The organism is Acidiphilium sp. PA (assembly GCF_026191915.1).
Classification (GTDB): Bacteria; Pseudomonadota; Alphaproteobacteria; order Acetobacterales; family Acetobacteraceae; genus Acidiphilium.
In genome coordinates, this window is sequence record NZ_JAIMBY010000003.1 from 132,457 (window position 1) to 158,500 (window position 26,044).

General features: G+C 67.0%; 23 protein-coding genes. 11 read left to right on the forward strand and 12 right to left on the reverse strand.

Annotated features, from left to right (window positions below; genetic code table 11):
* Window positions 1–5: 5 nt before the first annotated feature.
* Window positions 6–1,487 carry a replicative DNA helicase gene (locus AruPA_RS06800; protein ID WP_265635893.1) on the reverse strand — a complete coding sequence of 494 codons (1,482 nt, stop codon included), beginning with the start codon at window positions 1,485–1,487 and terminating at the stop codon, window positions 6–8.
* A gap of 322 nt (window positions 1,488–1,809) precedes the next feature.
* Here AruPA_RS06800 and AruPA_RS06805 point away from each other — a divergent pair, with 322 nt between their 5' ends.
* Window positions 1,810–3,087 (forward strand): diguanylate cyclase, encoded by a 1,278-nt coding sequence (locus AruPA_RS06805; RefSeq protein ID WP_265635894.1) that lies wholly within the window; start codon window positions 1,810–1,812, stop codon window positions 3,085–3,087.
* 7 nt (window positions 3,088–3,094) lie between these two features.
* Here the strand turns inward: AruPA_RS06805 and AruPA_RS06810 are convergent, their stop codons facing one another.
* Entirely contained in the window at window positions 3,095–4,099 is a 1,005-nt protein-coding gene (locus AruPA_RS06810; protein ID WP_265635895.1) for an aldo/keto reductase, read from the reverse strand.
* 129 nt (window positions 4,100–4,228) lie between these two features.
* On the opposite strand from AruPA_RS06810, the gene AruPA_RS06815 reads away from it, so the two are divergent.
* The 4 genes from AruPA_RS06815 to AruPA_RS06830 all read left to right on the forward strand — a co-directional run bounded on the left by AruPA_RS06815 (window position 4,229) and on the right by AruPA_RS06830 (window position 9,131).
* Entirely contained in the window at window positions 4,229–5,209 is a 981-nt protein-coding gene (locus tag AruPA_RS06815; RefSeq protein ID WP_265635896.1) for an aldo/keto reductase, read from the forward strand.
* Window positions 5,210–5,270: 61 nt separating this feature from the next.
* Entirely contained in the window at window positions 5,271–6,098 is an 828-nt protein-coding gene (locus tag AruPA_RS06820) for a xanthine dehydrogenase family protein subunit M (protein ID WP_265635897.1), read from the forward strand.
* A 169-nt stretch (window positions 6,099–6,267) separates the two neighbouring features.
* Complete coding sequence (locus AruPA_RS06825) at window positions 6,268–6,741, forward strand: (2Fe-2S)-binding protein (protein ID WP_265635898.1); 474 nt, start codon at window positions 6,268–6,270, stop codon at window positions 6,739–6,741.
* Window positions 6,738–9,131 carry a xanthine dehydrogenase family protein molybdopterin-binding subunit gene (locus AruPA_RS06830; RefSeq protein WP_265635899.1) on the forward strand — a complete coding sequence of 798 codons (2,394 nt, stop codon included), beginning with the start codon at window positions 6,738–6,740 and terminating at the stop codon, window positions 9,129–9,131. Before AruPA_RS06825 ends, AruPA_RS06830 begins: the two co-directional genes overlap by 4 nt.
* On the opposite strand, the gene AruPA_RS06835 is transcribed toward AruPA_RS06830, so the two are convergent.
* The 5 genes from AruPA_RS06835 to purQ form a co-directional block, all read right to left on the reverse strand.
* On the reverse strand, window positions 9,128–10,222 hold the full coding sequence (locus tag AruPA_RS06835; protein ID WP_265635900.1) for a glycosyltransferase family 4 protein: 1,095 nt from the start codon (window positions 10,220–10,222) through the stop codon (window positions 9,128–9,130). The genes AruPA_RS06830 and AruPA_RS06835 overlap by 4 nt on opposite strands.
* A 103-nt stretch (window positions 10,223–10,325) precedes the next feature.
* Window positions 10,326–10,676 carry a Grx4 family monothiol glutaredoxin gene (gene grxD, locus AruPA_RS06840; RefSeq protein WP_265635901.1) on the reverse strand — a complete coding sequence of 117 codons (351 nt, stop codon included), beginning with the start codon at window positions 10,674–10,676 and terminating at the stop codon, window positions 10,326–10,328.
* 29 nt (window positions 10,677–10,705) lie between these two features.
* The gene (locus AruPA_RS06845; protein ID WP_029313441.1) at window positions 10,706–10,939 is read right to left on the reverse strand and encodes a BolA family protein; all 234 of its coding nucleotides are present in this window, start codon (window positions 10,937–10,939) and stop codon (window positions 10,706–10,708) included.
* A 19-nt stretch (window positions 10,940–10,958) separates the two neighbouring features.
* The gene (gene purL, locus AruPA_RS06850) at window positions 10,959–13,154 is read right to left on the reverse strand and encodes a phosphoribosylformylglycinamidine synthase subunit PurL (protein WP_265635903.1); all 2,196 of its coding nucleotides are present in this window, start codon (window positions 13,152–13,154) and stop codon (window positions 10,959–10,961) included.
* Window positions 13,151–13,843, reverse strand: a complete 693-nt coding sequence (gene purQ, locus AruPA_RS06855; RefSeq protein WP_265635905.1) for a phosphoribosylformylglycinamidine synthase subunit PurQ — start codon at window positions 13,841–13,843, stop codon at window positions 13,151–13,153. Before purQ ends, purL begins: the two co-directional genes overlap by 4 nt.
* Before the next feature lie 169 nt (window positions 13,844–14,012).
* On the opposite strand from purQ, the gene AruPA_RS06860 reads away from it, so the two are divergent.
* From AruPA_RS06860 to gyrB, 6 genes are all read left to right on the forward strand, one after another.
* On the forward strand, window positions 14,013–14,192 hold the full coding sequence (locus AruPA_RS06860; RefSeq protein ID WP_265636038.1) for a type II toxin-antitoxin system HicA family toxin: 180 nt from the start codon (window positions 14,013–14,015) through the stop codon (window positions 14,190–14,192).
* 9 nt (window positions 14,193–14,201) lie between these two features.
* Complete coding sequence (locus tag AruPA_RS06865; protein WP_265635906.1) at window positions 14,202–14,594, forward strand: type II toxin-antitoxin system HicB family antitoxin; 393 nt, start codon at window positions 14,202–14,204, stop codon at window positions 14,592–14,594.
* A gap of 165 nt (window positions 14,595–14,759) precedes the next feature.
* The gene (locus tag AruPA_RS06870; protein ID WP_265635908.1) at window positions 14,760–15,233 is read left to right on the forward strand and encodes a nuclear transport factor 2 family protein; all 474 of its coding nucleotides are present in this window, start codon (window positions 14,760–14,762) and stop codon (window positions 15,231–15,233) included.
* Window positions 15,234–15,236: 3 nt separating this feature from the next.
* Complete coding sequence (locus tag AruPA_RS06875; RefSeq protein WP_265635909.1) at window positions 15,237–15,857, forward strand: TetR/AcrR family transcriptional regulator; 621 nt, start codon at window positions 15,237–15,239, stop codon at window positions 15,855–15,857.
* 141 nt (window positions 15,858–15,998) lie between these two features.
* Complete coding sequence (locus AruPA_RS06880) at window positions 15,999–16,580, forward strand: hypothetical protein (protein ID WP_265635910.1); 582 nt, start codon at window positions 15,999–16,001, stop codon at window positions 16,578–16,580.
* Window positions 16,581–16,785: 205 nt separating this feature from the next.
* Window positions 16,786–19,218, forward strand: coding sequence for a DNA topoisomerase (ATP-hydrolyzing) subunit B (gene gyrB / locus AruPA_RS06885; RefSeq protein ID WP_408858579.1), 2,433 nt, complete (start codon window positions 16,786–16,788; stop codon window positions 19,216–19,218).
* 246 nt (window positions 19,219–19,464) lie between these two features.
* Here the strand turns inward: gyrB and AruPA_RS06890 are convergent, their stop codons facing one another.
* Genes AruPA_RS06890 through AruPA_RS06910 form a run of 5 tightly spaced genes read right to left on the reverse strand, consistent with a single transcriptional unit; the run spans window position 19,465 to window position 25,939 of the window.
* Window positions 19,465–20,013 (reverse strand): TIGR04282 family arsenosugar biosynthesis glycosyltransferase, encoded by a 549-nt coding sequence (locus AruPA_RS06890; RefSeq protein WP_265635911.1) that lies wholly within the window; start codon window positions 20,011–20,013, stop codon window positions 19,465–19,467.
* Window positions 20,010–20,690, reverse strand: a complete 681-nt coding sequence (locus AruPA_RS06895; protein ID WP_265635912.1) for a glycosyltransferase — start codon at window positions 20,688–20,690, stop codon at window positions 20,010–20,012. The genes AruPA_RS06890 and AruPA_RS06895 overlap by 4 nt, the downstream gene beginning before the upstream one ends.
* Entirely contained in the window at window positions 20,687–22,792 is a 2,106-nt protein-coding gene (locus AruPA_RS06900) for an FAD-dependent oxidoreductase (RefSeq protein ID WP_265635913.1), read from the reverse strand. Before AruPA_RS06900 ends, AruPA_RS06895 begins: the two co-directional genes overlap by 4 nt.
* Window positions 22,789–24,552 (reverse strand): radical SAM protein, encoded by a 1,764-nt coding sequence (locus AruPA_RS06905; RefSeq protein ID WP_265635914.1) that lies wholly within the window; start codon window positions 24,550–24,552, stop codon window positions 22,789–22,791. Before AruPA_RS06905 ends, AruPA_RS06900 begins: the two co-directional genes overlap by 4 nt.
* Window positions 24,545–25,939, reverse strand: coding sequence for an MFS transporter (locus tag AruPA_RS06910; protein ID WP_265635915.1), 1,395 nt, complete (start codon window positions 25,937–25,939; stop codon window positions 24,545–24,547). Before AruPA_RS06910 ends, AruPA_RS06905 begins: the two co-directional genes overlap by 8 nt.
* Window positions 25,940–26,044: the final 105 nt, after the last annotated feature.

The following is a 26,044-nucleotide window of genomic DNA, read 5'->3' on the forward strand; positions in this document are numbered from 1 at the left end:
CGAAATCACTCATGTTGGGTGTCCAGATCGGCAAATCGAGTGAATTCCGCTTCAAAAAACAGCTGGATCGTACCGGTGGGCCCGTGGCGCTGCTTGGCGAGCAGCAGTTCGGCCTTGTTGTGCACCAGTTCCATCTTGCGCTGCCAGTCATCGAGCGCGGTCTGGAAATCGGAATCCTTCATGTCGGTGGGCTTGGGCATCCGCATCTGCAAATAATATTCGTCGCGATACACGAACATCACCGCATCCGCATCCTGCTCGATCGTGCCCGATTCGCGCAGATCCGACAGTTGCGGCCGCTTGTCCTCGCGCGATTCCACCGCGCGCGACAATTGCGACAAGGCCAGCACCGGCACCGCCAGCTCCTTGGCGATCGCCTTCAGACCCTGGGTGATCTGGCTGATCTCCAGCACGCGGTTATCCGGCTTGGTGCCCGCCGCCGGGCGCATCAACTGCAGATAATCCACCACCACCAGCGCAAGCCCGCGCGTGCGCTTCAGCCGCCGGCAGCGCGTCCGCAGGGCCGAGAGCGTAATCGCCGGCGTATCGTCGATCACCAGCGGCAGCCGCGAAATCCGGCGTGAGACGGTGACGAAATTGTCGAAATCCTTCTGCCCGATCTCGCCGCGCCGGATCCGGTCCGATGATACCCGCGCCTCCTCGGCCAGCAGGCGGGTGGCCAATTGCTCGGCGCTCATTTCCAGCGAAAAAATCGCCACCGCCTGCTTGGCCTCGGCGTTCGGATTATCAACCCGCGCCTCCGCCAGCAGCGCCTGCGCCGCGCCATAGGCAATCTTGGTCGCCAGCGCGGTCTTGCCCATGCCCGGCCGTCCCGCCAGGATCAACAGATCGGACGGATGCAGCCCGCCGGTTTTGCTGTCCAGGTCGGCAAGCCCGGTGGTCAGGCCGGACACCTTGCCATCGCGCTCGAACGCGCGGGCGGCGGTATTGATCGCCATGGTCAGCGCGGCCTCGAAACTCATCGCGCTGCCCTCGGCGCCACCCTTGGTCGCGAGGTCGAACAACGCCTGCTCCGCCGCCTCGATCTGCGAGGTACCGTCCAGTTCGGGTTCCGCGCCGAACGCCCGGTTCACCGTCACCTCGCCCAGATCGATCAGCTGGCGGCGGATCCACGCATCATAAATGGTCCGCCCGTAATCGCCGGCATTGATGATCCCCACCATCGCCGAGAGCAGCTGCGCCAGATAGGCCGGCCCGCCCACCTCATCGAGCAGGCCGGAATGCTCGAACGTCGCGCGCAGCGTCACCGGATCGGCGAGCTGCCCGCCCTCGATCCGCCGCGCGATCGCCTCGAAAATCCGCCCATGCACCGCATCGGCGAAATGCTCCGGCGCCAGAAATTCCGAAACGCGCTCATAGGCCTTGTTATTGGCGAGCAACGCGCCGAGCAGCGCCTGTTCCGCTTCAAGATTGGCAGGCGGTTGGCGTTGCGACAGGCCGAACAACGGAGGATCAATAGCGTTCATCACCCCCTTCTAGCGCCGCGCCGCCCGCCATGACAGCGTCACCACCCTGTGGATTAGGTGGATAGGGTGGATAACCCCACCGCGCACCCTCCCGGCAAGGACACGCTCTCCGCGCGCGCGCCCGGAACCACAGCCCCTTTAAAGACCCGCACTTGTTAATAATTTTTTAATGATTCCGCTCTAGCATCATTGCGTTCGCTGGCGTCAGTCGGCAAACTGGCTGAGTCTCAATCATTTATCGCCTCAATCAGTCATCGCCTCAAACCACACCGAACCATAACAACTGCTCCCCTTGCCGGTCGAAAAGGTGCCCGCGCCCCGTATGCCTCTCTCGCAGGTCAACCCAATCGACTCGACATTGCAGGTCGCGCGTGAACCGCCCCGCACCCGGCTGACCTGGTGGCCCCGCACCTGCGGCTGGATATCGCAGATCCTCCAAAGCGATGCCGACCGGTGCCAGATGTACGAAGTGCGGGAAGACCTGCTGCACGTGCTGTACGGCCGTCCGGCCACCGTGCTCCTGGTCGGCATCTCCGGCGCAACCTGCGGCGTCTATGCCACGTTCCGCGCCGGCGTCTGGTCCGCGATGCTGCTGGGCCTGATCGGACTTGCCCTCGTCCTCGTCCGCCACCGCTGCATCATCGTGTTCCGGCGCCGCTTTCTCAAGACCCGCTGCGGCGATCTCACACCCTGGTTCGCCGCCTTCGCCCTCACCGCGATCGGCTCATCGCTCGCCTGGGGCGCGCTCACCTTCGTGTGTCTCGCAACCACGCGCGATCCCATCCTCCACACAGCAGTGCTGGTCTGCGACGTCGTCACCGCCAGCGCCATCGCCGCGCGCAACGCCGCCGCACCACGGATCGCGCGGCTGCAACTCCTGGTCATGCTGCTGCCGATCATGGCCGCCGTGCCGCTGACCGGCAGGGAATCATACGGATTTCTGCTGCTGCTGGTGCCGGTCATCCTCTATGGCCTGTCCGTCCTGATAACCGACATCAACCAGCAACTGGTGCAATCCTATCGCTCCCAGCTCAAACTATCGATCCTTTCCACCATCGATTACCTCACCCAGATCCCCAACCGGCGCTTTTTCGGGGAACGCGCGGCCGCCGCGCTCGATCATTGCAACCGCGCCCGCCAGCCGATGGCGATCCTGATGATCGACGTCGATTTCTTCAAATCCTTCAACGACCATTACGGCCATCAGGCGGGCGATCGCTGCCTGCAGAATGTCGCGCTGATCCTGCGCGACAACCTCCGCCACGATGGCGATATCGTCTCGCGCTACGGCGGCGAGGAATTCGCCGTCTCGCTCCAGAACGCCAGCATGATCGAGGCCGAACGGGTCGCCCAGCGCCTGTGCGATGCCGTCGCGGCCGCCCGTCTCAGCCATGCCCACCGCCCGGATGGTGTCAGCGTCGTCACCATCAGCATCGGCGCCGTCACGACCGGCGACACCCATGCCGAGGTCGATGCCACCGACCTCGATGCCCTGGTCCGCTCGGCCGATCAGGCTCTGTACGAAGCCAAGCGCACCGGCCGCAACCGCGTCTCCCTCGCGCCCGGATGCGAAGCGCGGCAGCACGAAGGCGTCGCCTGACCCGGTCTCACGCCGTGACGCGCCCCTCCAGCGGATAGGCCGGATCGGTATAGCCCGGCGTCGAAGGATGGCCCGGCGGCACCAGCCGATCCACCAGCGCCTCGTCCTCCGCGGTGAACCGGTACGTCAGCCCGCCCTGATAATCGGCCCATTGCGCCTCGGTGCGCGGCCCGGCGATCGGTGACGTGACCAGCCTGTTGTTGAGCAGCCAGGCGATCGCGAACTGACCGGGCGTAATACCGCGCGCCTTGGCATGCGCCACGATGGTCTGCGCGATATCGAGGCTCTCCTTGCGGAACTCGGTCTCCATGATCCGCTTGTCACCCCGCCCGGCCCGGCTCTCGGCCTCGGGCTTCGCATCGGGCGCATATTTGCCGGTCAGCACGCCGCGCGCCAGCGGACTGTACGGTGCGACCCCAATGCCGAAATGGTGGCACGCCGGCAGAATCTCGACCTCCGGCATCCGGTTCAGCGCGTTGTAATAGGGCTGGCTGACCACCGGCCGATCGATCCCCATCGCGTCGCACAGCCGGCAGATCTCCGCGATCCGCCACGCCCGCACGTTCGACACCCCGAAATGCCGTATGTCCCCCGCCCGGATCATATCCGCAATCGCCCCGATCGTCTCGGCCAGCGGCGTTCCGGGGTCTTCCTTGTGGATGTAGAGAATATCGATCACATCGGTCTTCAACCGCTGCAGACTCTCATGCACCGCGCGGAACGCGTGCACGCGCGACAGGCCCCGATCGTTCGGCCCCGGCCCGGTCGGGTTGGCGAATTTGGTCGCCAGCACCCAATGGCTGCGGTTCGCCGCAATCGCCCGCCCGGTGATCTCCTCCGAGCGGCCTTCGTTGTACACATTCGCGGTATCGATGAAATTGATGCCCTGTCCGGCGGCGGTATCGACGATCCGGCGCGCCGTCGCCTCATCGGTCGCGCCGCCGAACATCATGGTGCCGAGGCAGAGCGGCGAGACTTTCAAGCCGGAGGTGCCGAGCGTGCGATACTGCATGGCGGTGTCCTTTCGCGTGGATCTGGTGCAAACTATGTCCGGGATGCTGACGCGTCTGGCAAGGGGCTGGACCCGGCACGCGCCATGCTCATATGAAAAAATCGCATTCGAAAGAGGGATCTGCCAACGATGGATTACGTAAAACTCGGCCGCACCGGCCTCGACGTGTCGCGCATCTGCCTCGGCTGCATGAGCTACGGCGTGGCCGATCGCGGCCCGCACGCCTGGACGCTCGATGAAGCGACCAGCCGCCCCTTCATCAAGGCCGCACTCGAAGCCGGGATCAATTTCTTCGACACCGCCAATGTCTATTCCGATGGCACCAGCGAGGAAATCGTCGGCCGCGCGCTCAAGGATTTCGCCAGCCGCCAGGATGTCGTGATCGCCACCAAGGTGAACGGGCGGATGCACAAGGGCCCGAACGGCGCCGGCCTGTCGCGCCGCGCCATCATGGCCGAAATCGACAACAGCCTCCGCCGCCTCGGCACCGACCATGTCGATCTCTACCAGATCCATCGGTGGGATTATCACACCCCGATCGAGGAAACCCTCGAAGCGCTGCACGATGTCGTCAAAGCCGGCAAGGCCCGCTACATCGGCGCCTCCTCGATGTACGCCTGGCAATTCGCCCAGGCGCTCGCGATCGCCGAGCGGCACAACTGGACCCGCTTCGTCAGCATGCAGAACTACGTCAACCTGCTCTACCGCGAGGAAGAGCGCGAGATGCTGCCGCTCTGCCGTGCCGAGGGCATCGGCGTCATCCCCTGGAGCCCGCTCGCCCGCGGCCGCCTGACGCGCGACTGGGATGAAGCGAGTGCGCGTTCCGAAACCGATGAATTCGGCAAGACCCTCTACGCCAAAACCGCGGATGCCGACCGCAAGGTGGTCGATGCGGTAGCCACCGTCGCCGCCGCCCGCGGCGTCTCCCGCGCGCAGATCGCCCTCGCCTGGGTCCTGGCCAAACCCGGCATCACCGCACCGATCATCGGTGCCACCAAGCTCGCCCACCTGCACGACGCGGTCGAAGCCACCAAACTTGTGCTTACGGACGACGAAATCGCCAGACTGGAAGCCCCCTACGTCCCCCACGCCGTCGCCGGCTTCAGTTAAAAAAAGTTCTCTGGCTCTTTCTTACAAGAAAGAACTGCTTCCTTCCTGACTCGGAACCCGCATGAAAGCCGCAGCCTTCGACTACATCCGCCCCGAAACCCTCGGGGCGGCCATCACCCTGCTCACCAGGCACGGGCCGGATGCGAAACTGATCGCCGGCGGCCAGAGCCTGCTGCCGGCGCTCAACCTGCGCCTCTCGGCACCCGGCCTGCTGATCGATATCGGCCGCCTCGCCGCATTGCGCGGCATCACCCTGGCCGATCGCACGCTCCACATCGGCGCCGGCTGCACCCATGCCCAGGTGATGACCCACCCCCTCATCCAGCGCCACGCCCCCCTGATCGCCCGCGCCCTCGCCGACGTCGCCCACCCCGCCATCCGCGCGCGCGGCACGTTCGGCGGCAGCCTCGCCAACGCCGACCCCGCGGCCGAACTGCCCGCCTGCGCCCTCGCGCTCGATGCCGTCATGCACGCCCAGGGCCCCGCAGGCCCGCGCCGCATCCCCGCCGCCGAATTCTTCACCGCCCTGTTCGAAACCGCCCTCGCGCCGGATGAAGTGCTCACCGGCGTCGATATCCCGATCCAGGGCGACACCCAATGGGGCTTCGCCGAACTCGCGCGCCGCACCGGCGACTACGCCATGGTCGGCCTCGCCGCCGTCGCCCGGCCCGGCACGATCCGCCTCGGCTGGTTCTCGGTCGGCCAGACCGCCATCCTCGCCCACCGCGCCGCCGCCACCCTGACCGAAGGCGGCCCGCTCGAAGCCGCCTGCACCGCGCTGGCGGATGATCTGCCCGCGCATGACGATCCGCAGGCCTCCGCGGCGATGCGATTGCATCTGGCGCGGGTGTTGTTGCGGCGGGTGGTCGGGGCTTGGGGGGGACGATGAAGGCAAGGGTAAGCAAGCACTGCTTTTTTGTAAAAAAGCAGCAAAAAACTTTCTTTAATGGGGGCACGGGCGTTGTCACGGCCACGGGCCCGGATGAGCAAAGTTTTTTTTGCTTCTTTTTTGTTCACAAAAAAGAAGACCTTCCTTCACCCTCCAACAGCACAAACCCATGACCAGCATCACCCTGACCGTCAACGGCGAACCCATCACCGCCACCATCCCCGCCCGCCTGCACCTCGCTGATTTCCTGCGCGACCACCTCGGCCTCACCGGCACCCATCTCGGCTGTGAACACGGCGTCTGCGGCGCCTGCACCGTCCGGCTCGATGGCGCGATTGTGCGCGGCTGCCTGGTGCTCGCGGTCCAGGCCGATGGCTGCACCGTCGAGACCATCGAAGGCGTGTCCGACAGCGGCGAGGTCGCGGACCTCCAGCACGCCTTCGCCGCCCGCAACGCCCTGCAATGCGGCTACTGCACCCCCGGCATGGTGCTGACCGCACAGGATTTCCTGCTGCATGCCCCCGCCGATGCCGATCGCGCCGCCATCCGCGAACACCTCTCCGGCAATTACTGCCGCTGCACCGGCTACGAAGCGATCATCGATGCCGTCGAAACCACCCTGAACGCCCGGCGCACCCCATGAAGTTTTCCGACCCCACCCGCCCCGACGCCCAGATCGGCCTCGCCCGCGCCCGCCCCCAGGCGCGCGCCCTCGCCCAGGGACGCGGCACCTTCACCAGCGACATCACCCTGCCGCGCATGGTCCACGCGGCCTTCCTGCGCTCGCCCTACGCCCACGCCACCATCACCGCGATCGACCTCGCACCAGCCCGCACCATGCCAGGCGTCGTCGCCGTGCTCGATGGCGCCGCGATGGCCGATCTCTGCACGCCCTGGGTCGGCGTGCTCACCCATCTCAAGGGCCTGAAATCGGCACCGCAATACCCGCTCGCAGTCGGCCGCGTGCGCTGGCAGGGCGAACCCGTCGCCATGGTGCTCGCCACCACCCGCGCCCAGGCGGAAGATGCCGCCGAACACATCATGGTCAGCTACGACCCGCTGCCCCCGGTGGTCGATGCCGCCGCCGCCCTCGCGCCCGGCGCGCCGCTCATCCACCCCGAACTCGGCGACAACCTCGCCTTCGAACGTCACATCGACACCGGCAACACCGATGCCGCCTTCGCCGCCGCCGATCACATCATCGAAGCCGATTTCACCTTCGCCCGCCACACCGGCGTCCCCCTCGAACCCCGCGCCGTGCTCGCCGACTGGAACGAGGGCGCACAACGCCTCACAATCCACCAGGGCACCCAGGTGCCGCACATGATGCAGACCATCTACGCCCGGCACCTCGGGCTCGATGAATCCCAGATCCGCGTCATCAGCCCGGATGTCGGCGGCTCGTTCGGCATCAAGATCCACGTCTACCCCGATGAAATGGCCGTCGTCGCCGCCAGCCGCCTGCTGCGCCGCCCGGTCCGCTTCGTGGCCGATCGCCTCGAAAGCTTCGTCTCGGACATCCACGCCCGCGACCACACCGTCCACGCCCGCCTCGCCATCATGAACGACGGCACGATCACCGGCTTCGACATCGACGATCTGACCGGCATCGGCCCCTATTCCGCCTATCCACGCACTTCGGCGGTCGAAGCCAACCAGGTCATCAACCTGATCGGCGGCCCCTATCGCTTCGCGCATTACCGCGCCCGCGCCCGCGTCGCCTTCCAGACCAAGGCGATGATGTCGCAATACCGCGCCGTCGGCCACCCGATCGCAACCTCCGTCACCGAAGGCCTGATCGACCGCGCCGCAAGCCACCTCGGCATCGACCCCGTCACCATCCGCCGCCGCAACCTGATCCCCGACGATGCCTATCCCTGCACCTCACCCAGCGGCATGCGCTTCGAAGCCCTTTCCCACCACGCCTGCCTCGACCGTCTGCTGACCCTGATGGATTACGATGCCCTGCGCGCCGAACAGGCAAGTCTGCGCCAACGCGGCATCATGCGCGGCATCGGCATCGCCAGCTTCATCGAAATCACCAACCCCGGCGCCGCTTTCTACGGCGTCGGCGGCGCCCGCATCTCCGCGCAGGACGGGGCCACTCTCCGCCTCGATGCAGCCGGCCGCCTGATCGTGCAGGCCAGCGTCACCGAACAGGGTCAGGGCACCACCACCATCCTCGCCCAGATCGCCGCGGAAGCCATGGGCGTCGCCTTCGACCATGTCCGCGTCATGCTCGGCGATACCGATGTCACCCCCTACGGCGGCGGCACCTGGGCCTCGCGCGCCGCCGGCATCGGCGGCGAAGCCACCTGGCAGGCCGCCCGCGCACTGTGCGCGCAGATCCTCACCCTCGCCGCCAGCATCCTGCAGGAAACCTCTGGCAATCTCGACATCTCAGGCGGCGCCGTCATCGATCGCGCCAGCCGCGCCGAACGCATCACCCTCGCCGAACTCGCCCGCATCGCCTATTTCCGCCCCGACACGCTGCCCAAAGGCATCCAGGCCGAACTCATCGCCACCCGCCACTACGTGCCGCGCGAATACCCGTTCGCCTTCACCAACGGCATCCAGGCCGCCTGGCTCGAGCTCGATACCGAAACCGGCTTCATCACCCTGCTCAAACACTGGGTCGTCGAGGACTGCGGCACCGTCATCAACCCGATGCTGGTCGATGAACAAATCCGCGGCGGCGTCGTCCAGGGCATCGGCGCCGCCCTGTTCGAACAATGCGACTACGATGCCGAAGGCCAGATGCTCAACGCCAGCATGGCCGATTATCTCGTCCCCATGGCCGGTGAAATGCCGGATATCACCATCGCCCACATCACCACCCCCACCGCCGAAAGCACCATCGGCGCCAAAGGGGCAGGCGAAGCCGGCACCGCCGCCGCGTCCGCCGCCATCGCCAACGCCGTCAACGACGCGCTCAGCCCGCTCGCCATCAGCCTCGCCACCATCCCCCTGACCCCGGCCCGCATCCTCGCGGCCCTGCAAACCGGCACCGGCCGCGCAGGGGGCCGGCCCTAAGCCACCAGCAGGTCGGTCAGCGGTGCAAAGACCTGCGCAGCGGCATAATGGCGGCTGATGAAGGCCAGCGCGTCGGCCTCGATCGGCTTTTGCGCCAGCGCCGCCAGAATCGTGGCGCCGAACGTCGCGGGCTGATCCGCCACGAAAATCGGCGGCCGGCTGTCGCTGGCCAGCCCCGTGCGGGCTTCGTTGGTGGCCACCGTCCAAAGCCCGTGCCGCGCATAGTCGAGCAGTTTGACCTTCAACCCGGACCCGGTGCGCAGCGGCGCGATGGCCAGGGCCGCGCCATGCAGCGCCGGCGCAAGATCCACAACCCGGCCCAGCCGCCGCACCCCGGGCGGCACCCGCCCGATCGCATGGCCGCAATCGCCCGCGAGATCGAGCGCGATCTGCGGCCGCGCGGCCCGCAATCCCGGCCAGATCGCCTCGAAGAACCAGCGCAGCCCATCGAGGTTCGGCAGCGTATCACTCCCCACGAACACCAACCGATCGGGATCGCGCCGCACCCCCTGCGGGCGCGGGTGCGCGGCGGCGGGCATCGGCACGGTGACCACCGGCCGCTCCGGGCACATGTCACGCAGAAACGCCGCCTCTTCGGACTGAATCGCAACGATCGTCCCGGCCCGGTCCAGCAGCGCCGCCTCATCCAGCCGCGTCAGCACACGCGGTTCGACCCGATAGCCCGCCATTTTCAGCGCGGCGTGCCGGCGATGAAACAAATCATGGGTCAGCACGACCGAAGGCAGACCGCGCAGCGCCGGCTGGTCGAGCAGGCCCGCGCGAAAAATCGTGTCGATCAGGATAAAATCCGGCGGTGCGGCGGCAATCCGCGCGCCGATCCAGGCGGCCTCGTCGTCCGATATGAACGCGCCGAGCACCACATCATGGCCTGGCGCCTGCCGCCGGCCGCGCCACAGCCCGCCCGGCAGCATCGCGCGGGCGAGGGCGGCGGCTGCGGCGCGCGGTTCCGTCGCGGTCAGAAATCGCCCGGCCTGCATCAGCCGCGGGCCCGAAACGCTGGCGAACGGCCCTCCCTTCGCCAGCCGCATCACCGGCAGCGGCAGGCGCGGCCGGGTCAGATACACATCCACCCGATGACCGCGCGCGCTCAGATGGCTGATCAGCGCATGATTATAGGCAAGATGCCCAGCCGCCCCCGGCCGCGGCAGTTCATCGGTGACGAAGCTGAAGCGTTTAGGCTGCAGTGGTCTTCGCGATCCCGTTCTGCTCGAACAGCGTCTGCAATTCGCCGGACTGGAACATCTCGGTCACGATGTCGCAGCCGCCGACGAACTCGCCCTTGACATAAAGCTGCGGAATCGTCGGCCAGTTCGAAAACGCCTTGATCCCGTCGCGCAATTCCGGATCTTCCAGCACATTGGCGGTCTTGAACGGCACGCCGCTATGCGTCAGAATCTGCACCACCCGCGCGGAGAACCCGCATTGCGGAAACATCGCCGTCCCCTTCATGAACAGCATGACCGGATTTTCCGTGATGCTGGCCCTGATCGCGGCGAAGGCGGGGTTGTCGGTCGTCTGGCTCATCGAAACTCTCCTGAAACGCGTTGTATCGGCTATTCGGGTGCCGAGGTCTGCAGCGCCAGCGCGTGCAGCGCGCCACCCATCCGGCCCTGCAGGGCGGCATACACCATCTGATGCTGGCGAACCCGCGGAATGCCCCGGAACTGCTCACTGGTCACGGTCGCGGCGTAATGATCGCCATCCCCCGCCAGATCCTCGACCGTGATTTTCGCGTCCGGCAGGGCGGATTTGATCAATTGTTCAATTTCAGCGACCGACATGGCCATGATACGATCCTTGGTGGCGTCAGGCGAACCAGCGCGCAAAGAAGTGTTCATGCGCTGTTCGCATTTCCGTCACAGATATGGCGGTGCCGTCATGCAGTGTCAATCGATCGCCGCCGCTCCGTCCCAGCATGGCGGCGGCCACACCTTCCGCCTGCGCCGCCCGCAGCACCGCCGCGCCATCCGCCACCGCGAGCACGTAGCGCGCCTGATCCTCACCGAACCAGAACCCATGTGCTCCAACCTTGGGCGCCGCACTCTCAGGCGCCAGGCTCAACGCCGCGCCGACATCGCCGGCCAGCGCCATTTCCGCCACCGCCACCAGCAACCCGCCGTCCGAAACATCATGGCAGGCTTGCACCGCGCCGCTCAGAATCAACCCGCGCACGAAATCGCCGTTGCGCCGCTCCACCGCGAAATCGATCGCCGGCGGCGCGCCATCCTCGCGCCCCAGCATCTCGCGCAGCCACAGCGACTGGCCAAGCTCGCCCCGCGTCGCGCCCACCACCACCAGATCCAGCCCCGGCGCCAGCGCAATCCCCACCGCCTGTGCCGCATCCGCGATCACGCCCAACCCGCCGATCGCAGGCGTCGGCAGAATCCCCGACCCTTCCGTCTCATTATACAACGACACATTGCCCGAAACGATCGGAAAATCGAGCGCGCTGCACGCCGCCCCCATGCCCCGGATCGCCCCGACGATCTGCCCCATGATCGCCGGCTTCTCCGGATTGCCGAAATTCAGATTATCCGTCACCGCCAGCGGCCGCGCCCCGGTCGCGGTGATGTTCCGCCACGCCTCCACCACCGCCTGCGCGCCGCCCGCCTCGGGGTCAGCCGCGCAATAACGCGGCGTGCAATCGGTGGTCAGCGCCAGCGCCCGCGCGCTCCCGGGAATCTTCACGATCGCCGCATCCGCCTGGCCTGGCCGCTTCACCGTCTGCCCGCCCACCGTTCCGTCATACTGATCCCAAATCCACCTGCGCGAAGCGAGATCAGGGCACCCGATCAACCGCAGCAGGGCAGGGGCCACGCCCACCGGATCGTCCACATCCCCCAGCGCCGCCGGCTTCGCCGCCTCGGTATAGGGCCGCTCGTACAACGGCGCCTGTTCCGCCAGCGGACCCAGCGCGATATCCGCCTCCACCACACCCCGGTGCTTCACGATGATCCGCCCGGTGTCGGTAATATGCCCGATCACCGCGAAATCCAGCTCCCATTTCTCGAAAATCGCCCGCGCCATCGCCTCCCGCGCCGGATCGATCACGATCAGCATCCGCTCCTGGCTTTCCGACAGCATCATCTCATACGCCGTCATCCCCGCCTCGCGCTGCGGCACCGCATCGAGGTCGAGTTCGATCCCCACCCCGCCCTTGCCCGCCATCTCCACCGAAGACGAGGTCAACCCCGCCGCCCCCATGTCTTGAATCGCAACGATCGCATCCGTCGCCATCAATTCCAGACACGCCTCGATCAGCAGTTTCTCGATGAACGGATCACCCACCTGCACCGTCGGCCGCTTCTCCTCGGAATCCGCAGCAAACTCGGTCGAGGCCATGGTCGCGCCATGTATCCCGTCCCGCCCGGTCTTCGAGCCCACGTACACCACCGGATTCCCAACCCCGGCCGCGGCCGACAGAAAAATCCGGTCCTGCGCCGCAATCCCCACCGTCATCGCATTCACCAGCGGATTGCCGTTGTACGAGCGATGAAAATTGGTCTCGCCCCCCACCGTCGGCACGCCCACGCAATTGCCATACCCGCCGATGCCGCGCACCACGCCATCCACCACCCGCCTGGTCACCGCGAGCGACGGGTCCCCAAACCGCAGCGCGTTCAAATTCGCGATCGGCCGCGCCCCCATGGTGAACACATCGCGCAAAATCCCGCCCACCCCGGTCGCAGCACCCTGGAATGGCTCGATGAAACTCGGATGGTTATGGCTCTCCATCTTGAAAATCGCCGCCAACCCCTCGCCGATATCCACCACACCGGCGTTCTCGCCCGGCCCGTGGATCACCCAGGGTGCCTTGGTCGGCAGCGTCTTCAGCCACACCCGCGATGATTTGTACGAGCAATGCTCGGACCACATCACCGAAAATATCCCCAACTCCGTCAGGCTCGGCGTGCGCCCCATGATGGCGAGCACCCGCTCATACTCCTCCGCCGACAGCCCGAAACGCCGCGCCAGCGCCGCATCGATCACCTGATCCATCACGCCACTCCAATCGCCGCCAGACTATCGAACAACGGCTTGCCATCCACCCCGCCCATCAGCGGATCGACCAGATTTTCCGGATGCGGCATCAACCCCAGCACCCGCAAATTCGCCGACAACACCCCGGCGATATGCCGCGCCGACCCGTTCAAATTCGCCGCCGCCGAGGCCGCTCCCGCCGCATCGACATACCGGAACGCCACCAGCCCCTCGCCCTCCAGCCGATCCAGCGTCGCCGCATCCGCGAAATAATTGCCATCGCCATGCGCCATCGGCGCGCGAAACACCTGCCCGTGCCGATACGCCCGGGTAAACACCGTATCCGCCCGCTCCACCCGCAAATGGCAATCCATCGATAAAAACCGCAGCCCCGCATTGCGCAGCAACGCCCCCGGCAGCATCTGCGCCTCGGTCAGAATCTGAAACCCGTTGCACACGCCCAGCACATACCCGCCCCGCGCCGCATGATCAGCCACCGCCCGCATCACCGGCGAATGCGCCGCCATCGCCCCGCAGCGCAGATAATCGCCATAGGAAAACCCGCCCGGTATCACCACCAGATCAACCCCGGCCAAATCCGTCTCCCGATGCCAGATCATCCGCGGCCTGCGCCCCAAACTCCCCTCCAATGCCATCGCAATGTCGCGCTCGCGATTGATGCCGGGAAAAACAATGATGCCTGCTTGCATGAATAGGGGCCTCCGTCCCGCGCGTCTTGCCCTGCCGTGGGGCTGAGGGCAAGCGAAGGGAGGCAAGCCGTCCTTTTTTGCAAAAAAGAACCAAAAAACTCTTGGTAATCACGGCCGCCGCCTTGGCAACGCCTTGGAACCGCGCGCACAAATGTGTATGATGCGCATTATGAAGAGCGGCGATCTCATCCGCGAATTGGAAAGCGTTGGGTGGGTGCTCGATCGCGTGCGCGGCTCCCACCATGTCTTCAAACACCCCACGCGTCCCGGTCACATCGTGGTGCCACACCCGAAAAAAGACCTCGGCACTGGCCTGGTCGCCGCCATCCGCAAACAGGCCGGCCTATAGGAGATCACCATGCGCTACCCCATCGCCATCGAACCCGGCACCGATCAAACCGCTTTCGGCGTCGCCATCCCCGATCTCCCCGGCTGCTTCTCCGCCGGCGACACGTTGGACGAAGCCCTGACCGCGGCCGAGCAAGCCGCCGCCGCCTGGATCGACGCCACACTCGACGCGGGCGGACCCATCCCGAAACCCACCAGCCTGGATGCGATCCGCACCAACCCCGATTACGCCGGCTGGACCTTCGGGATCATCACGATCGACCCCGCCCTGCTCGATGACACGATCGCCCGCGTCAACATCACATTACCCCGCCGCATCCTGAAACGCCTCGACGCCCTGGCCGCCGCCGCCGGAGAAACCCGCTCCGGCTTCATCGCCCACCTGACCCTGGAAAATCACTAACCCCGTCGAATCGGGTCTCTCTGGCAACCCATCCCCGCCCTCAACGTCCGCAACCTCCCCGAAGCCGTCCCCCACGCGCGCCGCCTTCCGCAACGCCACTTGACCAATTCTGTACCAATCGGTACGATCAATACCAATCGGTACAAACCCAATCGGAGCCCGTCGATGTCTGAAACCCGCCCCCCGCTGCCGCCCTTCACCACCGCAACCGCCATCCAGAAAATCCGCGCCGCCGAAGATGGCTGGAACACCCGCAACCCCGCCCGCGTCGCCCTTGCCTACACGCCGGACAGCATCTGGCGAAACCGCAGCGAATTCCTCAAAGGCCGCCCGGCGATCGTCGAGTTCCTGACCCGGAAATGGGCGCGCGAACACGACTACCGCCTGATCAAGGAACTCTGGGCCTGCACGGAAAACCGCATCGCCGTCCGCTTCGCCTACGAGTTTCACGACGATGCCGGCCAATGGTTCCGCGCCTACGGCAACGAAAACTGGCTGTTCGACCCGTCCGGCCTGATGGCGCAGCGCCACGCCTCGATCAACGACGTCCCGATCGCCCCGGAAGATCGCCTGTTTCACTGGAACAACACAGCCCCCCGGCCGCTCGACCACCCCGGCCTCGCCGCCCTCGGACTCTGACCCATGCCGCGCATGCTGGCCGAAAAATCGGACGCCGTCGCGGCAATCGCGGAAGTATTTCGCGAGCACGGCTACGAAGGCGCCAGCCTGTCCCAGATCACCGCCGCCACCGGTTTCGGCAAAGGCAGCCTCTATCATTTCTTCCCCGGCGGCAAGGAAGACATGGCAGCCCACATCCTCGCCCATATCGATCACTGGTTCGAAACCGAACTATTCGCCCCGCTCCGCACCGGCGACCCCGCCACCGCGATCGCGCGGATGATGCAGTCCGTCACCACCTATTTCCAATCCGGCCACCGCATCTGCCTCGTCGGCGCCTTCGCCCTGACCGGCACGCGCGACCGCTTCGCAACCCCCATCGCCCACTACTTCCGCCGCTGGATCAACGCACTCGAAACCGCGCTCCACCGCACCGGACTCGATCAGACCCAGGCCAGCCAACAGGCCGAAACCGCCGTGCTCGCCATCCAGGGCGCCCTCGTCCTGGCCCGCGCCCTGAACGACGAAACAGTCTTCACCCGCGCCCTGCACCGGATCGAGGCCGACCTCCTGCGCCCCGCTCGGCCCGCATCGCAGCCACCAACGGGTCAGGGCTCGGGCGGATTGGATGGGGGAGCGGCGTAAGGCTTCTTTTTTGTAAAAAAGAAGCAAAAAACTTTTTTAATCCGGGACTGGGGGTGGGGCGGCTGGTTGCCTCGCTGAAAACTAACGGATGCCCTAACAAAACGCTTTCTCACCCCCCGGCCTGCCGCCTATCATGCCTGCGTGCGCGCAACCCCAACCAATCCCCCCTTCGTCATCCGCTGCTTCATCGTCATGATGAACGCGCTGTGCGACGCCGTGGCCGAACACGGACCCGCCGGCTACGTCCCCATCCCCATGGTCAACCGGATCTGGACCCGCCTGCAAAACCTCACCACCCGCTTCCTCGCCGCCCTCGCCCGCGGCCCCATCCAACCCCGCGCCAAACCAGCCGCCAAACCAACCCCCGAACCCAACCCCGAAGCCCAACCCACTGAGCCACCCCGCGCCCGCCGCAAACGCCTCACCCTGCCGTGCCGCGAAGCCTGGCTCTACCGCCTCATCCCCGAAACCGGCTTCACCCGCTTCGCGCTGCAAACCATCCTCACCGACCCCGAATTCGCCGGCCTCCTCGAAGCCAACCCCCGCCTCATCCGCATCCTCGCCCCGCTCTACCACGCCATGGGCATCGACCTGCCCGCACAACCCCCCGTCACCCCCACCCCACCGCCAGACTCCCGCCGCCACATCCTCTTCGGCACGCCAGACCCCACCCCACTCGACACCCCACCCCCAAACCAGGATTTCAAAATTCAACCCGCCTGAACCCAGCATCTTCGCACGCCCATATCATTACGATATCATAACGAATAGTGAAAAGCGCCGCACCGCAGCCGGCGCCACACCCATCCCCCCGCGGTCAGGCGCCGAAAAGCCTTCCGCCCCGCGCGCCGCCGCCCGGCCATTAGGCGAATCGGCGGATTTCTGCTAGAAACACCGCAAATCCCACCCTTCGGAGTAACCACCCGGCATGACCGATACGGCCGATACGATCCCTATGCCCATTCCGCCCGAACAACAGCCCGATGCCGCGTACGACGCCGCCTCGATCAGCGTGCTCCGCGGCCTCGATGCGGTGCGCAAGCGCCCCGGCATGTATATCGGCGACACCGATGACGGGTCCGGCCTCCACCACATGGGCACCGAAATCATCGACAACGCGGTCGATGAAGCCCAGGCCGGTTTCGCCGACAGGGTCGATGTCGTGCTCAACGGCGACGGCTCGATGACCGTGACCGACAACGGCCGCGGCATCCCGACCGATATCCACCACGAAGAAGGCATCTCCGCCGCCGAGGTTGTCCTCACCAAACTGCACGCCGGCGGCAAGTTCAACCAGAATTCCTACAAGGTCTCCGGCGGCCTGCACGGCGTCGGCGCCGCCGTGGTCAATGCGCTGTCGGAATGGATGGAAGTGCGCATCTGGCGCGAAGGCCTCGAACATTTCATCCGCTTCGAACACGGCGACGCCGTCGCCCCGTTGAAAATTGTCGGCCCGTCCGATCACCCGACCGGCTCGGAAGTCACCTTCAAACCCTCCTCCGGCACCTTCACCCATGTCGAATTCGACTACGCGATCTTCGAACGCCGCCTGCGCGAACTCGCCTTCCTGAACTCCGGACTCACCATCACCCTGCGCGATGAACGCCACACCCCGGTGCAGGAAGCCGTCTTCCTCTACAAGGGCGGCCTGATCGAATTCGTCAACTGGCTCGATCGCGCCAAAACCCCGATCTTCTCGCCCCCGATCACCGATTACAAAGTCGATGCGGTCGGCGGCATCCGCGTCGAATTCGCCCTCGCATGGAACGAAACCTACCACGAAACCATGCTCTGCTTCACCAACAACATCGTCCAGCGCGACGGCGGCACCCATCTCGCCGGCTTCCGCTCGGCGCTCACCCGCGTCGTCTCCAAAATCGCCGATCAGGTCAGCAAAAAAGACAACCTCTCCCTCAACGGCGAGGATATGCGCGAAGGCCTCACCGCCGTCCTCTCGGTCAAGGTGCCCGACCCGAAATTCTCCTCGCAGACCAAGGACAAGCTGGTCTCCTCCGAAGTCCAGCCCCTGGTCCAGGCCGCCGTGGCCGATGCGGTCGAACACTGGTTCGAAACCCACCCCAAGGAAGGCCGCCTGATCGTCCAGAAAGTGATGGACGCCGCCTCCGCCCGCGAAGCCGCCCGCAAGGCGCGCGAGCTCACCCGCCGCAAAGGCGTGCTCGACATCAGCACCCTGCCCGGCAAACTCGCCGATTGCCAGGAACGCGACCCCGCCAAATCCGAGATTTTCATCGTCGAAGGCGACTCCGCCGGCGGCTCCGCCAAACAAGGCCGCGACCGCAAAACCCAGGCGATCCTGCCGCTCAAAGGCAAAATCCTCAACGTCGAACGCGCCCGCTTCGACCGCATGCTCGGCTCCGCCGAAATCGGCACCCTGATCACCGCCCTCGGCACCGGCATCGGCCCGACCGAACCCGAACAAGGCGGCTTCGACGTCTCCAAACTCCGCTACCACCGCATCGTCATCATGACGGACGCGGACGTGGACGGCTCGCACATCCGCACCCTGCTGCTCACCTTCTTCTTCCGCCAGATGCGCGAACTAATCGAACGCGGCCACCTCTACATCGCCCAGCCGCCACTCTACCGCGCCAAACGCGGCAACGAAGAACGCTACCTCAAAGACGACGACGCCATGGAAGCCTACCTCTTCGAGCGCGCCCTCAACGAAGCCCGCATCGATGGCATCGACCTCGCAGCCGAACTCCCCTTCCTGCGCGAAGCCTCCCGCCGCATCACCGACCTCGCCCGCGACATGCCGGTCGCCTACATCGAACAAGCCGCCATCGTCGGCGTGCTCGGCGCCGAACCCGGCCAGGTCACCGACCGCGCCCCCGTCCTCGCCCAACGGCTCGATGCCATCTCCCCGCCCAACGAACGTGGCTGGGTCGTCGCCGTCGATGCCGGCGGCATCATCATCGGCCGCACCGTCCGCGGCGTCGCCGAACGCTTCACCCTCGACCTCGCCACCCTGCGCTCCACCGAAGCCCGCTGGCTCGCCGACCGCGCCCAACGCCTCGCCACCCTGTTCACCAACCCGCCCGCCCTGCGACAGGGCGAGATCGAAAAACCCGTCCAGGGCCCCGCCAGCCTGGTCGAAGCCCTGTTCGCCATCGGCCGCAAAGGCCTCTCGATCCAACGCTTCAAAGGCCTCGGCGAAATGAACCCCGAACAGCTCTGGCAAACCACCCTCGACCCCTCGCTGCGCCGCCTGCTCCAGGTCCGCATCGGCGACGCCGAAGAAAGCGACCAGATCTTCTCAACCCTGATGGGCGACGTCGTAGAACCCCGCCGCGACTTCATCGTAGGCAACGCCCTCAAAGTCGCCAACCTCGACGTGTAAGGCCGGGGCCAGGGCGTGTAAGCAAGCAAGGCCAGGGGCTCTGCCCCTGGACCCCGTTAAAGGCGGAGCCTTTAAAATCCATTAGTTTTAGGCAAGGGGAGGGCGCTGCCTCGGTGGCGCCGCTGATCTGGCCTGGACAGCCCTCCCCTTGCCTAAAACTAGCAGGTTCTAAGGGCTAAGCCCTTAGTGGGGGTCGAGGGGGCAAAGCCCCCCGCCTTCCTTTCTTACTCACCCCCAGCCCCAACCTCACGTATCGAGGTCGGCGTGTTCGCGGAGGGTGCAGGTGCGGCGGGTGGCGAAGGTGCGTTTGGTATCGGCGAGGGCGTGGGGGGTGGACCAGCGGACGTCGGGGAAGATCGGGTCGGGTCGTTTCCCCGCGAGGCCGATGAGCCAGTAGCCGCCGTCTGTTGCGGGGCCGAACACGGCGTCGGCGCCGCGCAGGCGGCGGCAGGCGGTGCGCAGGTCATCGGCGGTGAGGGTGGGGATATCGCTGCCGATGATCAGCACGGGCCGGCGTTGGTAGTGCCGGAACAGGGCTTGCATGCGCGCACCGAGATCGCCGCGGCTTTGGCCGACGATGGTGAAGCCTCGTGCCGGCAGGCGTGCGTGGTGTGCGGGTTCGACCGCGATGACGCGTTCGATCGTCCGCATGGAGCGCAGCACCCGCATGGTGCGGTCCAGCATGGCGCGGGCGAGCCGCAGGGCCGCGCGCTCGCCGCGGGTGGCGGCGAGCCGCCGTTTCCCGACGCCGAGGCGCGGGATGCGGGTGAACAGCACGATTACGGGCCGGCTCATCGCCGGTACTGCGCCGCCAGAAGCACGGCGTCGGCGCCGGCGAGAAACCGTGCCAGCCGCGCGAGATTTCGCAGGCTGCGCCGCAGCCAGCCGTCGCGCGCATAGGCAGCGGCGTCGGTCAGGACGATCATGTCGCAGGGTGCGAGCCGCGCGCGGCCGAGCCGGCGCGCGAGCGCGACGTCTTCCATCAGCGGCAGGGTCGGCATCCCGCCGATCGCGGTCAGCGTATCGCGGTGGATAAGCAGCGCCTGGTCGCCATAGGGCAGCCGGAGCAGCGCGCAGCGCAGCGCCGCACCGTATTCGATCAGCCGGGCGCGCGGATCGGCGCTCGCCAGGCGCAACCGCCCGTACCATGCCAGACTGGGCCGATTGCTGGCGATGCAACGGGACATCACGTCGTCCCAGCCGGGTTGCGGCAGCGCATCCGCATGCAGCAGCAGCAGCCACGCCGAGGGTGCGGCGGCGATGCCGCGGGAAACCTGCGCGCCCCGCCCGGCACCGCCGCTCACCACGATCGCGCCGTGCGATGCGGCGATCGCCACGGTGCCATCGGTGCTGCCGCCGTCGCTGATCACCACCGCGCCGACCAGGGCGGATCGTGCGAGCAGGGCCAGCAGCCCGGGCAGGGCAGGGGCCTCGTTCAGCGTCGGGATCACCACGGTCAGCGTCCCGCTCATCCGCGTCGCCAGGCGTGAAACCGTGCCAGCATCGCGAGCCCCCGCGCCGAGGCATGGCGTTGCCGCCACATCCCCGCCACGGCGCGGATCGCTTCGGACCGGGTCGGGTAGGGGTAGATCACCCCGAGCAGTTTTTTCAGCCCGAGCTTGTGTTGCATCGCGATGGTAAAACCGGTCAGCATTTCGCCGGCCTGGGTACCCACGATGGTCGCACCCAGAATGCGGTCCGATCCTGGTTTGGTCAGCACCGTCACGAAGCCGTCGGTATCGCCTTCGGCGATCGCGCGGTCGAGTTCGCTGAAGGCGTAGCGCGTCGTTTCGAACGCGATGCCGGCCGCGCGCGCCGCGCGCTGGTTCAGCCCGACCCGCGCGATTTCCGGGCTGGTATAGGTCACCGCCGGCACCGCCCGATAATCCGGCCGGAACCGCCAGAGCGGCGCGAACAACCCGTTCAGCGCGGCGAACCCGGCCTGGAATCCGGCGACATGGGTGAATTGATACGGCCCGGCGACATCGCCGCAGGCGAACACATTGGGCAGGATCGTCTGCAGCCAGGCGTCGGTCTCGATGGTTTTGGCCGGCGTCAGCGCGATGCCCAGCGCCTCCAGCCCGAACCCGGCGGTGCGCGGCACGCGACCCAGGGCGACCAGGATGCGGTCGAACCCGAGCCGCACCGGCGCATCGCCGTGCCTGGCTTCGAGCGAAAACCCCGCATCGTCGCGATGCACCGCGACGGCACGATGCCCGGTAAGCACCGCGATACCATCCCGCCGCAGCGCAGCCGCCATCGCTGCTGAAACCTCATCATCCTCGCGCCCCAGCAGCCGGTCCGCCAGTTCCACCAGGGTCACCGTGCTGCCGAGCCGTGCGAAAGCCTGCGCCATTTCGCAGCCGATCGGCCCGCCGCCGAGCACCACCAGCCGCGCCGGCAACGTCTCGATATCCCACAGCGTTTCCGACGTCGCGAAGGGGCAATCCGCCAGTCCCGGCAGGTCGGGCAGCAGCGGTGCGGCACCGGTCGCGATCACGATCGCCCGCGTCGTCAGCGTTTCGCCATCAACCGAGACCGACCAGGGCGTTTCGATCGTCGCGTGGCCGCGTCGCACATCGACCCCCAGGGCCTGATAACGCGCCACCGAATCATGCGGCGCGATCGCCGCGATCGCCGCGCGCACCGCACTGCGCGCCTCGTGGTAATCCATGCCGCTGCGCGCCGCGTGCAGCAGCGCTTTCGAGGGGACGCAGCCGGTATTCAGGCAATCGCCACCCATCGCCGCCTGTTCGATCAGCGTGACGCTCGCCTTCAGCGCGCTGGCGACATAGGCGGTGACCAACCCGGCCGAACCCGCGCCGATCACCACCAGATTCCGATCGAACCGGCGCGGCCGCCGCCAGCCGGCATAGCGCTGGCGTGCCGCGAGCGCGTTGCGCAGCAGCGGGGCGGCAACCGGCAGCGCGGCCAGCAGCAGCAGCCCCGCGATCAGCCGTGGCGTCAGGATCGCCTGATGCGGCCCGAGGGTTGCGAGGCTGGCCCCCGCGTTGACGAAAATCACCGTCGCCGGCAGCATGCCGATCTGGCTCGCACCATAGAACCGCCGCAGGGGCAGGCTCGTCAGCCCGGCCAGCAGATTGATCGCGACGAATGGCACCGCCGGCACCAGCCGCAGCGAGATCAGGTAGAGCGCGCCATCCCGTGCGATCCCCCGTTCGATCCGCGCGAACAGGCCAGGAAACCACGCCAGCGCTGCATCGCGCAGCAGGAACCGCGCGCTCAGAAACGCGAGCGACGCGCCGATCGAGGCGGCGAACGAGACCAGAAGACTGCCCGCCACCACGCCGAACAGCGCCCCGGCCGCCAGCGTCAGCACGACCGCACCGGGCAGCGAGACCGCCGTCGCCACGACATAAAGGATGAAATAGAGCGCGAACGCCGCAACGCGGTGATGCGCCACCACGTCTCCCAGTGCTGCGGCGTGCGCCTCCAGCCCCGCCAGTGTCAGCCGATGCCGCCCGAGCGCGATGACCGCCGCCACCAGCACGACCACCGAACCGAATGCCGCCGGCCGCACCCAGAGAGCGCGCGGCGCCGCCGTGCCGCTCATCGCGCGCCCATGCAGGAGGAGGCGCCGAACACGCAGAATTGCGCGCAATACGGATGATCGAGCGCAACCGGCCGCGCCGAAGCCGCCAGCGTCGATCCGAGATCGAACCGCGCCTCATAGGGCAGCAACGTGCATGCCACGATCGAGGCGCGAGACTCCCCCTTGCGCTGCACCACCATCCGCGCGGTCCGGCACATCGCATCCGCCCCGCGCGACCGCAGCGCCTGCCACGCCGCCGCCGCCACGCCGGCCACGCCTGGCTCGGTCGTCAATTCCGCAAACAGCACCAGCGCCGCCGGATCGGTCGCATCGATCGCAAGTCCTTCGTCCGCGAACAGCCCGGCAAATCCCGCCCGAACCTCGGCCTCGCTCGCCAGCGCAGGATCGAACCGCGCCGCGACCGAGGGGGCGAATCCCGCCGCATCCAGCGCGCGCAGCCCGGCCAGCGCGGGCTGCCAGCTATCGGCGCCGCGCAACGCCTCATGACCGGACGGGGTGAAATGATCGAGCGAAACCCGCACCGCGAGCTTTGCCCCATGCGCCGCGCGCAGCGCCCGCAGCGCATCGAAATGCCGCTGCATCGGCCGCATCGCATTGGTCAGCACCAGCACGCGATACCCGCGGTCGAGCGCATCGCCCAGCATCGGCAGGATCGCCGGGTTCATGAACGGTTCACCGCCGGTGAAGCCGATTTCGCGCAGGTCAGGCTGGAGCTCCCGCGCCTCGTCCAGCAAAGACGCCACGATTTCGGGCGCGATATAGGCGAGCCGGTCGTTGCGGGGGCTGCTCTCGATATAGCAGCCCCCGCATGCCAGATTGCACAGCGTGCCGGTGTTCACCCACAGCGTTTCCAGCCGCTCCAGCGCGACCACCGCATCGGCCGGCGGTGCGGCGGCTGCCGGCGCATCGCCGGGCACCGCGACCGTTGCGGGCGCCAGCGGCATCGCGGTCGCCGCCCGTTCCGCGAGCGGCAGGATATCGAAATTGGGCCACACCCCGGTCTCGATCGCGCCGGCGTAGTCCTCGGCCAGCCCCGCCGCGCGCATCGCGAACGCCGCCGCACCGTGATCGAACGCGAGCGGCATCGGCGTAATACTGAACCCGTCGCCATGCGGCGTCAGCACCGAAAACCAGCCACGCGGGGTGCCATCGTTCGCCGGCAGCCCGACCGCACCGGCGTTGTGCCAGAGCTTGCCGCCCACCATCCGGGTGAAACCGAGGCCGCAATGCCCGGCGATCACGCCATCCACACCGGTCAGCGCGATTTCATCGGCGAGCATCGCCTCAGGGTCCGAGCCGAACACGAAGCGGTTGATCCGGCTCGGTGCGCCATGCACGATCGCGAGACGCCGGCCGCCGATCGCAAGGTCGATCCGGCGCGGCAGCCCCGCCATCCAGCGTTTCGCGGCGGCATCGACGCGCGCATTGGCATAGCCGAACCAGCCGGCCGAAAGCCGATCGCACGCCGATCCGGCCGCGAAGCCGCAGCCGCAATCGGGCGCGTTCCGGGCGAGTTGCTCCTCGCAATTGCCCATCACGGTCGCGACCCGATGGCCGCGGATCAGATCGACGCAGGCCTGCGGATCGGCGCCATAGGCCGCGATATCGCCGGTGCAGATCATCTGGTCCGGCGCGATGCCGAGCCGCCGCGCCTGATCGAACAGCGCCTCGGTCGCCTGAATATTGCTGTACGGGCCGCCGAAAATCAGCACCGGCCCGGTCGCTGTGATCAAGGGCACCGCCGCCTCGCCATCAAACATAGCGCGCGGGCTCCGCCGCCAGTTGTTCGAGCGCGAGCCCCCGCGCCTCGATGCCGCCGCGCCGCCGCCACACCAGAATCGCCACCGCCCCCAGCGCCCAGAACCCCGCCAGCATCACCAGCGCGGCCGGCATGCTGCGCGCACCGACATAGCCGACCAGAAACGGCGACAGCGCAGCCCCGATCCGCCCGACCGCGACCGACGCGCCGATGCCGGTCGCGCGCAGGCTGGTCGGGAACAATTCGGCAAAGGTCGGATAGGCGGCGATCCAACTGCCGGTCGCGAGCAGATTGACCAGTGCGAACCCCAGCATGATCGCGCCGGCACCCATGCCGGTGACGGCGGCAAAGCCGATCAGTGCCAGCGCGGTCGCCAGATAGAACCCGGCCACCGTCACGCCGCGGCCGAGCCGGTCGAGCAGCGATGCAGCGGCGAACCCGCCGATCAGCGCGCCCACGCTGCCTGCCAGGTAAAACACCGGCAGGCGCGCCGGCGGCAGATGCAGCGCCGGCAGCACCACGATCGGCAGAAACGCGAACAGCCCGTAGTAACCGGAAGCCTCGGCGAAATCGAGCACGGCGCCGAGCGCGAGCCGGCCGGGATAATGCCGCAGCAGCACGCGCAAGCCGTTCACCTCGCGCCGGACCCGTTGCACCACCGGCGCGGGCGCCAGGGGGGTCGAATCGGTCAGCCCCGCCGCGATCCGGGCGATGATCACCCGCGCATCTTCACGCCGCCCCGCCTCGATCAGCCAGCGCGGGCTTTCCGGCAGATGCCGGCGAAACCACGCCGCCGATAACGCAATGACGCCACCGAGCGCGAACACCACCCGCCAGCCGAGATCGGCCGGCAGCGCCGCCAGCACCAGCCAGGCCAGCAGGGCGGCGACGAAACTGCCGACCGGCCAGAAATTCAGCACGATCGCCGAGGCCCGGCCGCGTGAACGGCTTGGCACCAGCTCCGCGATCGCCGCATTGATCGCCGCATACTCCGCAACGACCCCGATGCCCGCAATCAGCCGCAGCACCATCAACGCCGCCAGATCGGGCGCAAACGCGGTCGCCAGCGTCGCTGCGCCGTACAGCACCAGGCTGGCCAGAAACACCCGCCGCCGGCCGTACCGGTCCGACAGAATGCCGAACCCCGAAGCGCCAAGCATCAGCCCGGCGAACCAGGCCGCGAGGATGAAGGACATGGCGTTGCTGCCGAGGTGGAAATGCTGGCGCAGCGCGCCCAGCACATTGCCGATCAACGTCACCTCGAACGCATCGAGCGCCCAGCCGAGGCCGAACAGCAGGACGACGATGGTATGAAACCGGTTCCAGCGCAGATTGGCCAGAGTCTCGAGCAGGGTGGCATCGGTCGCGGCGGTGTCTGGTTCAGTCATTGGGGTCCATGGGTGATCGATATGGGGGAATACGGGCCAAGCGGGTCAATGGTTACAGCTGAGAGATCAGGGGAAGGGAAAGTCTTCTTTTTTGTGAACAAAAAA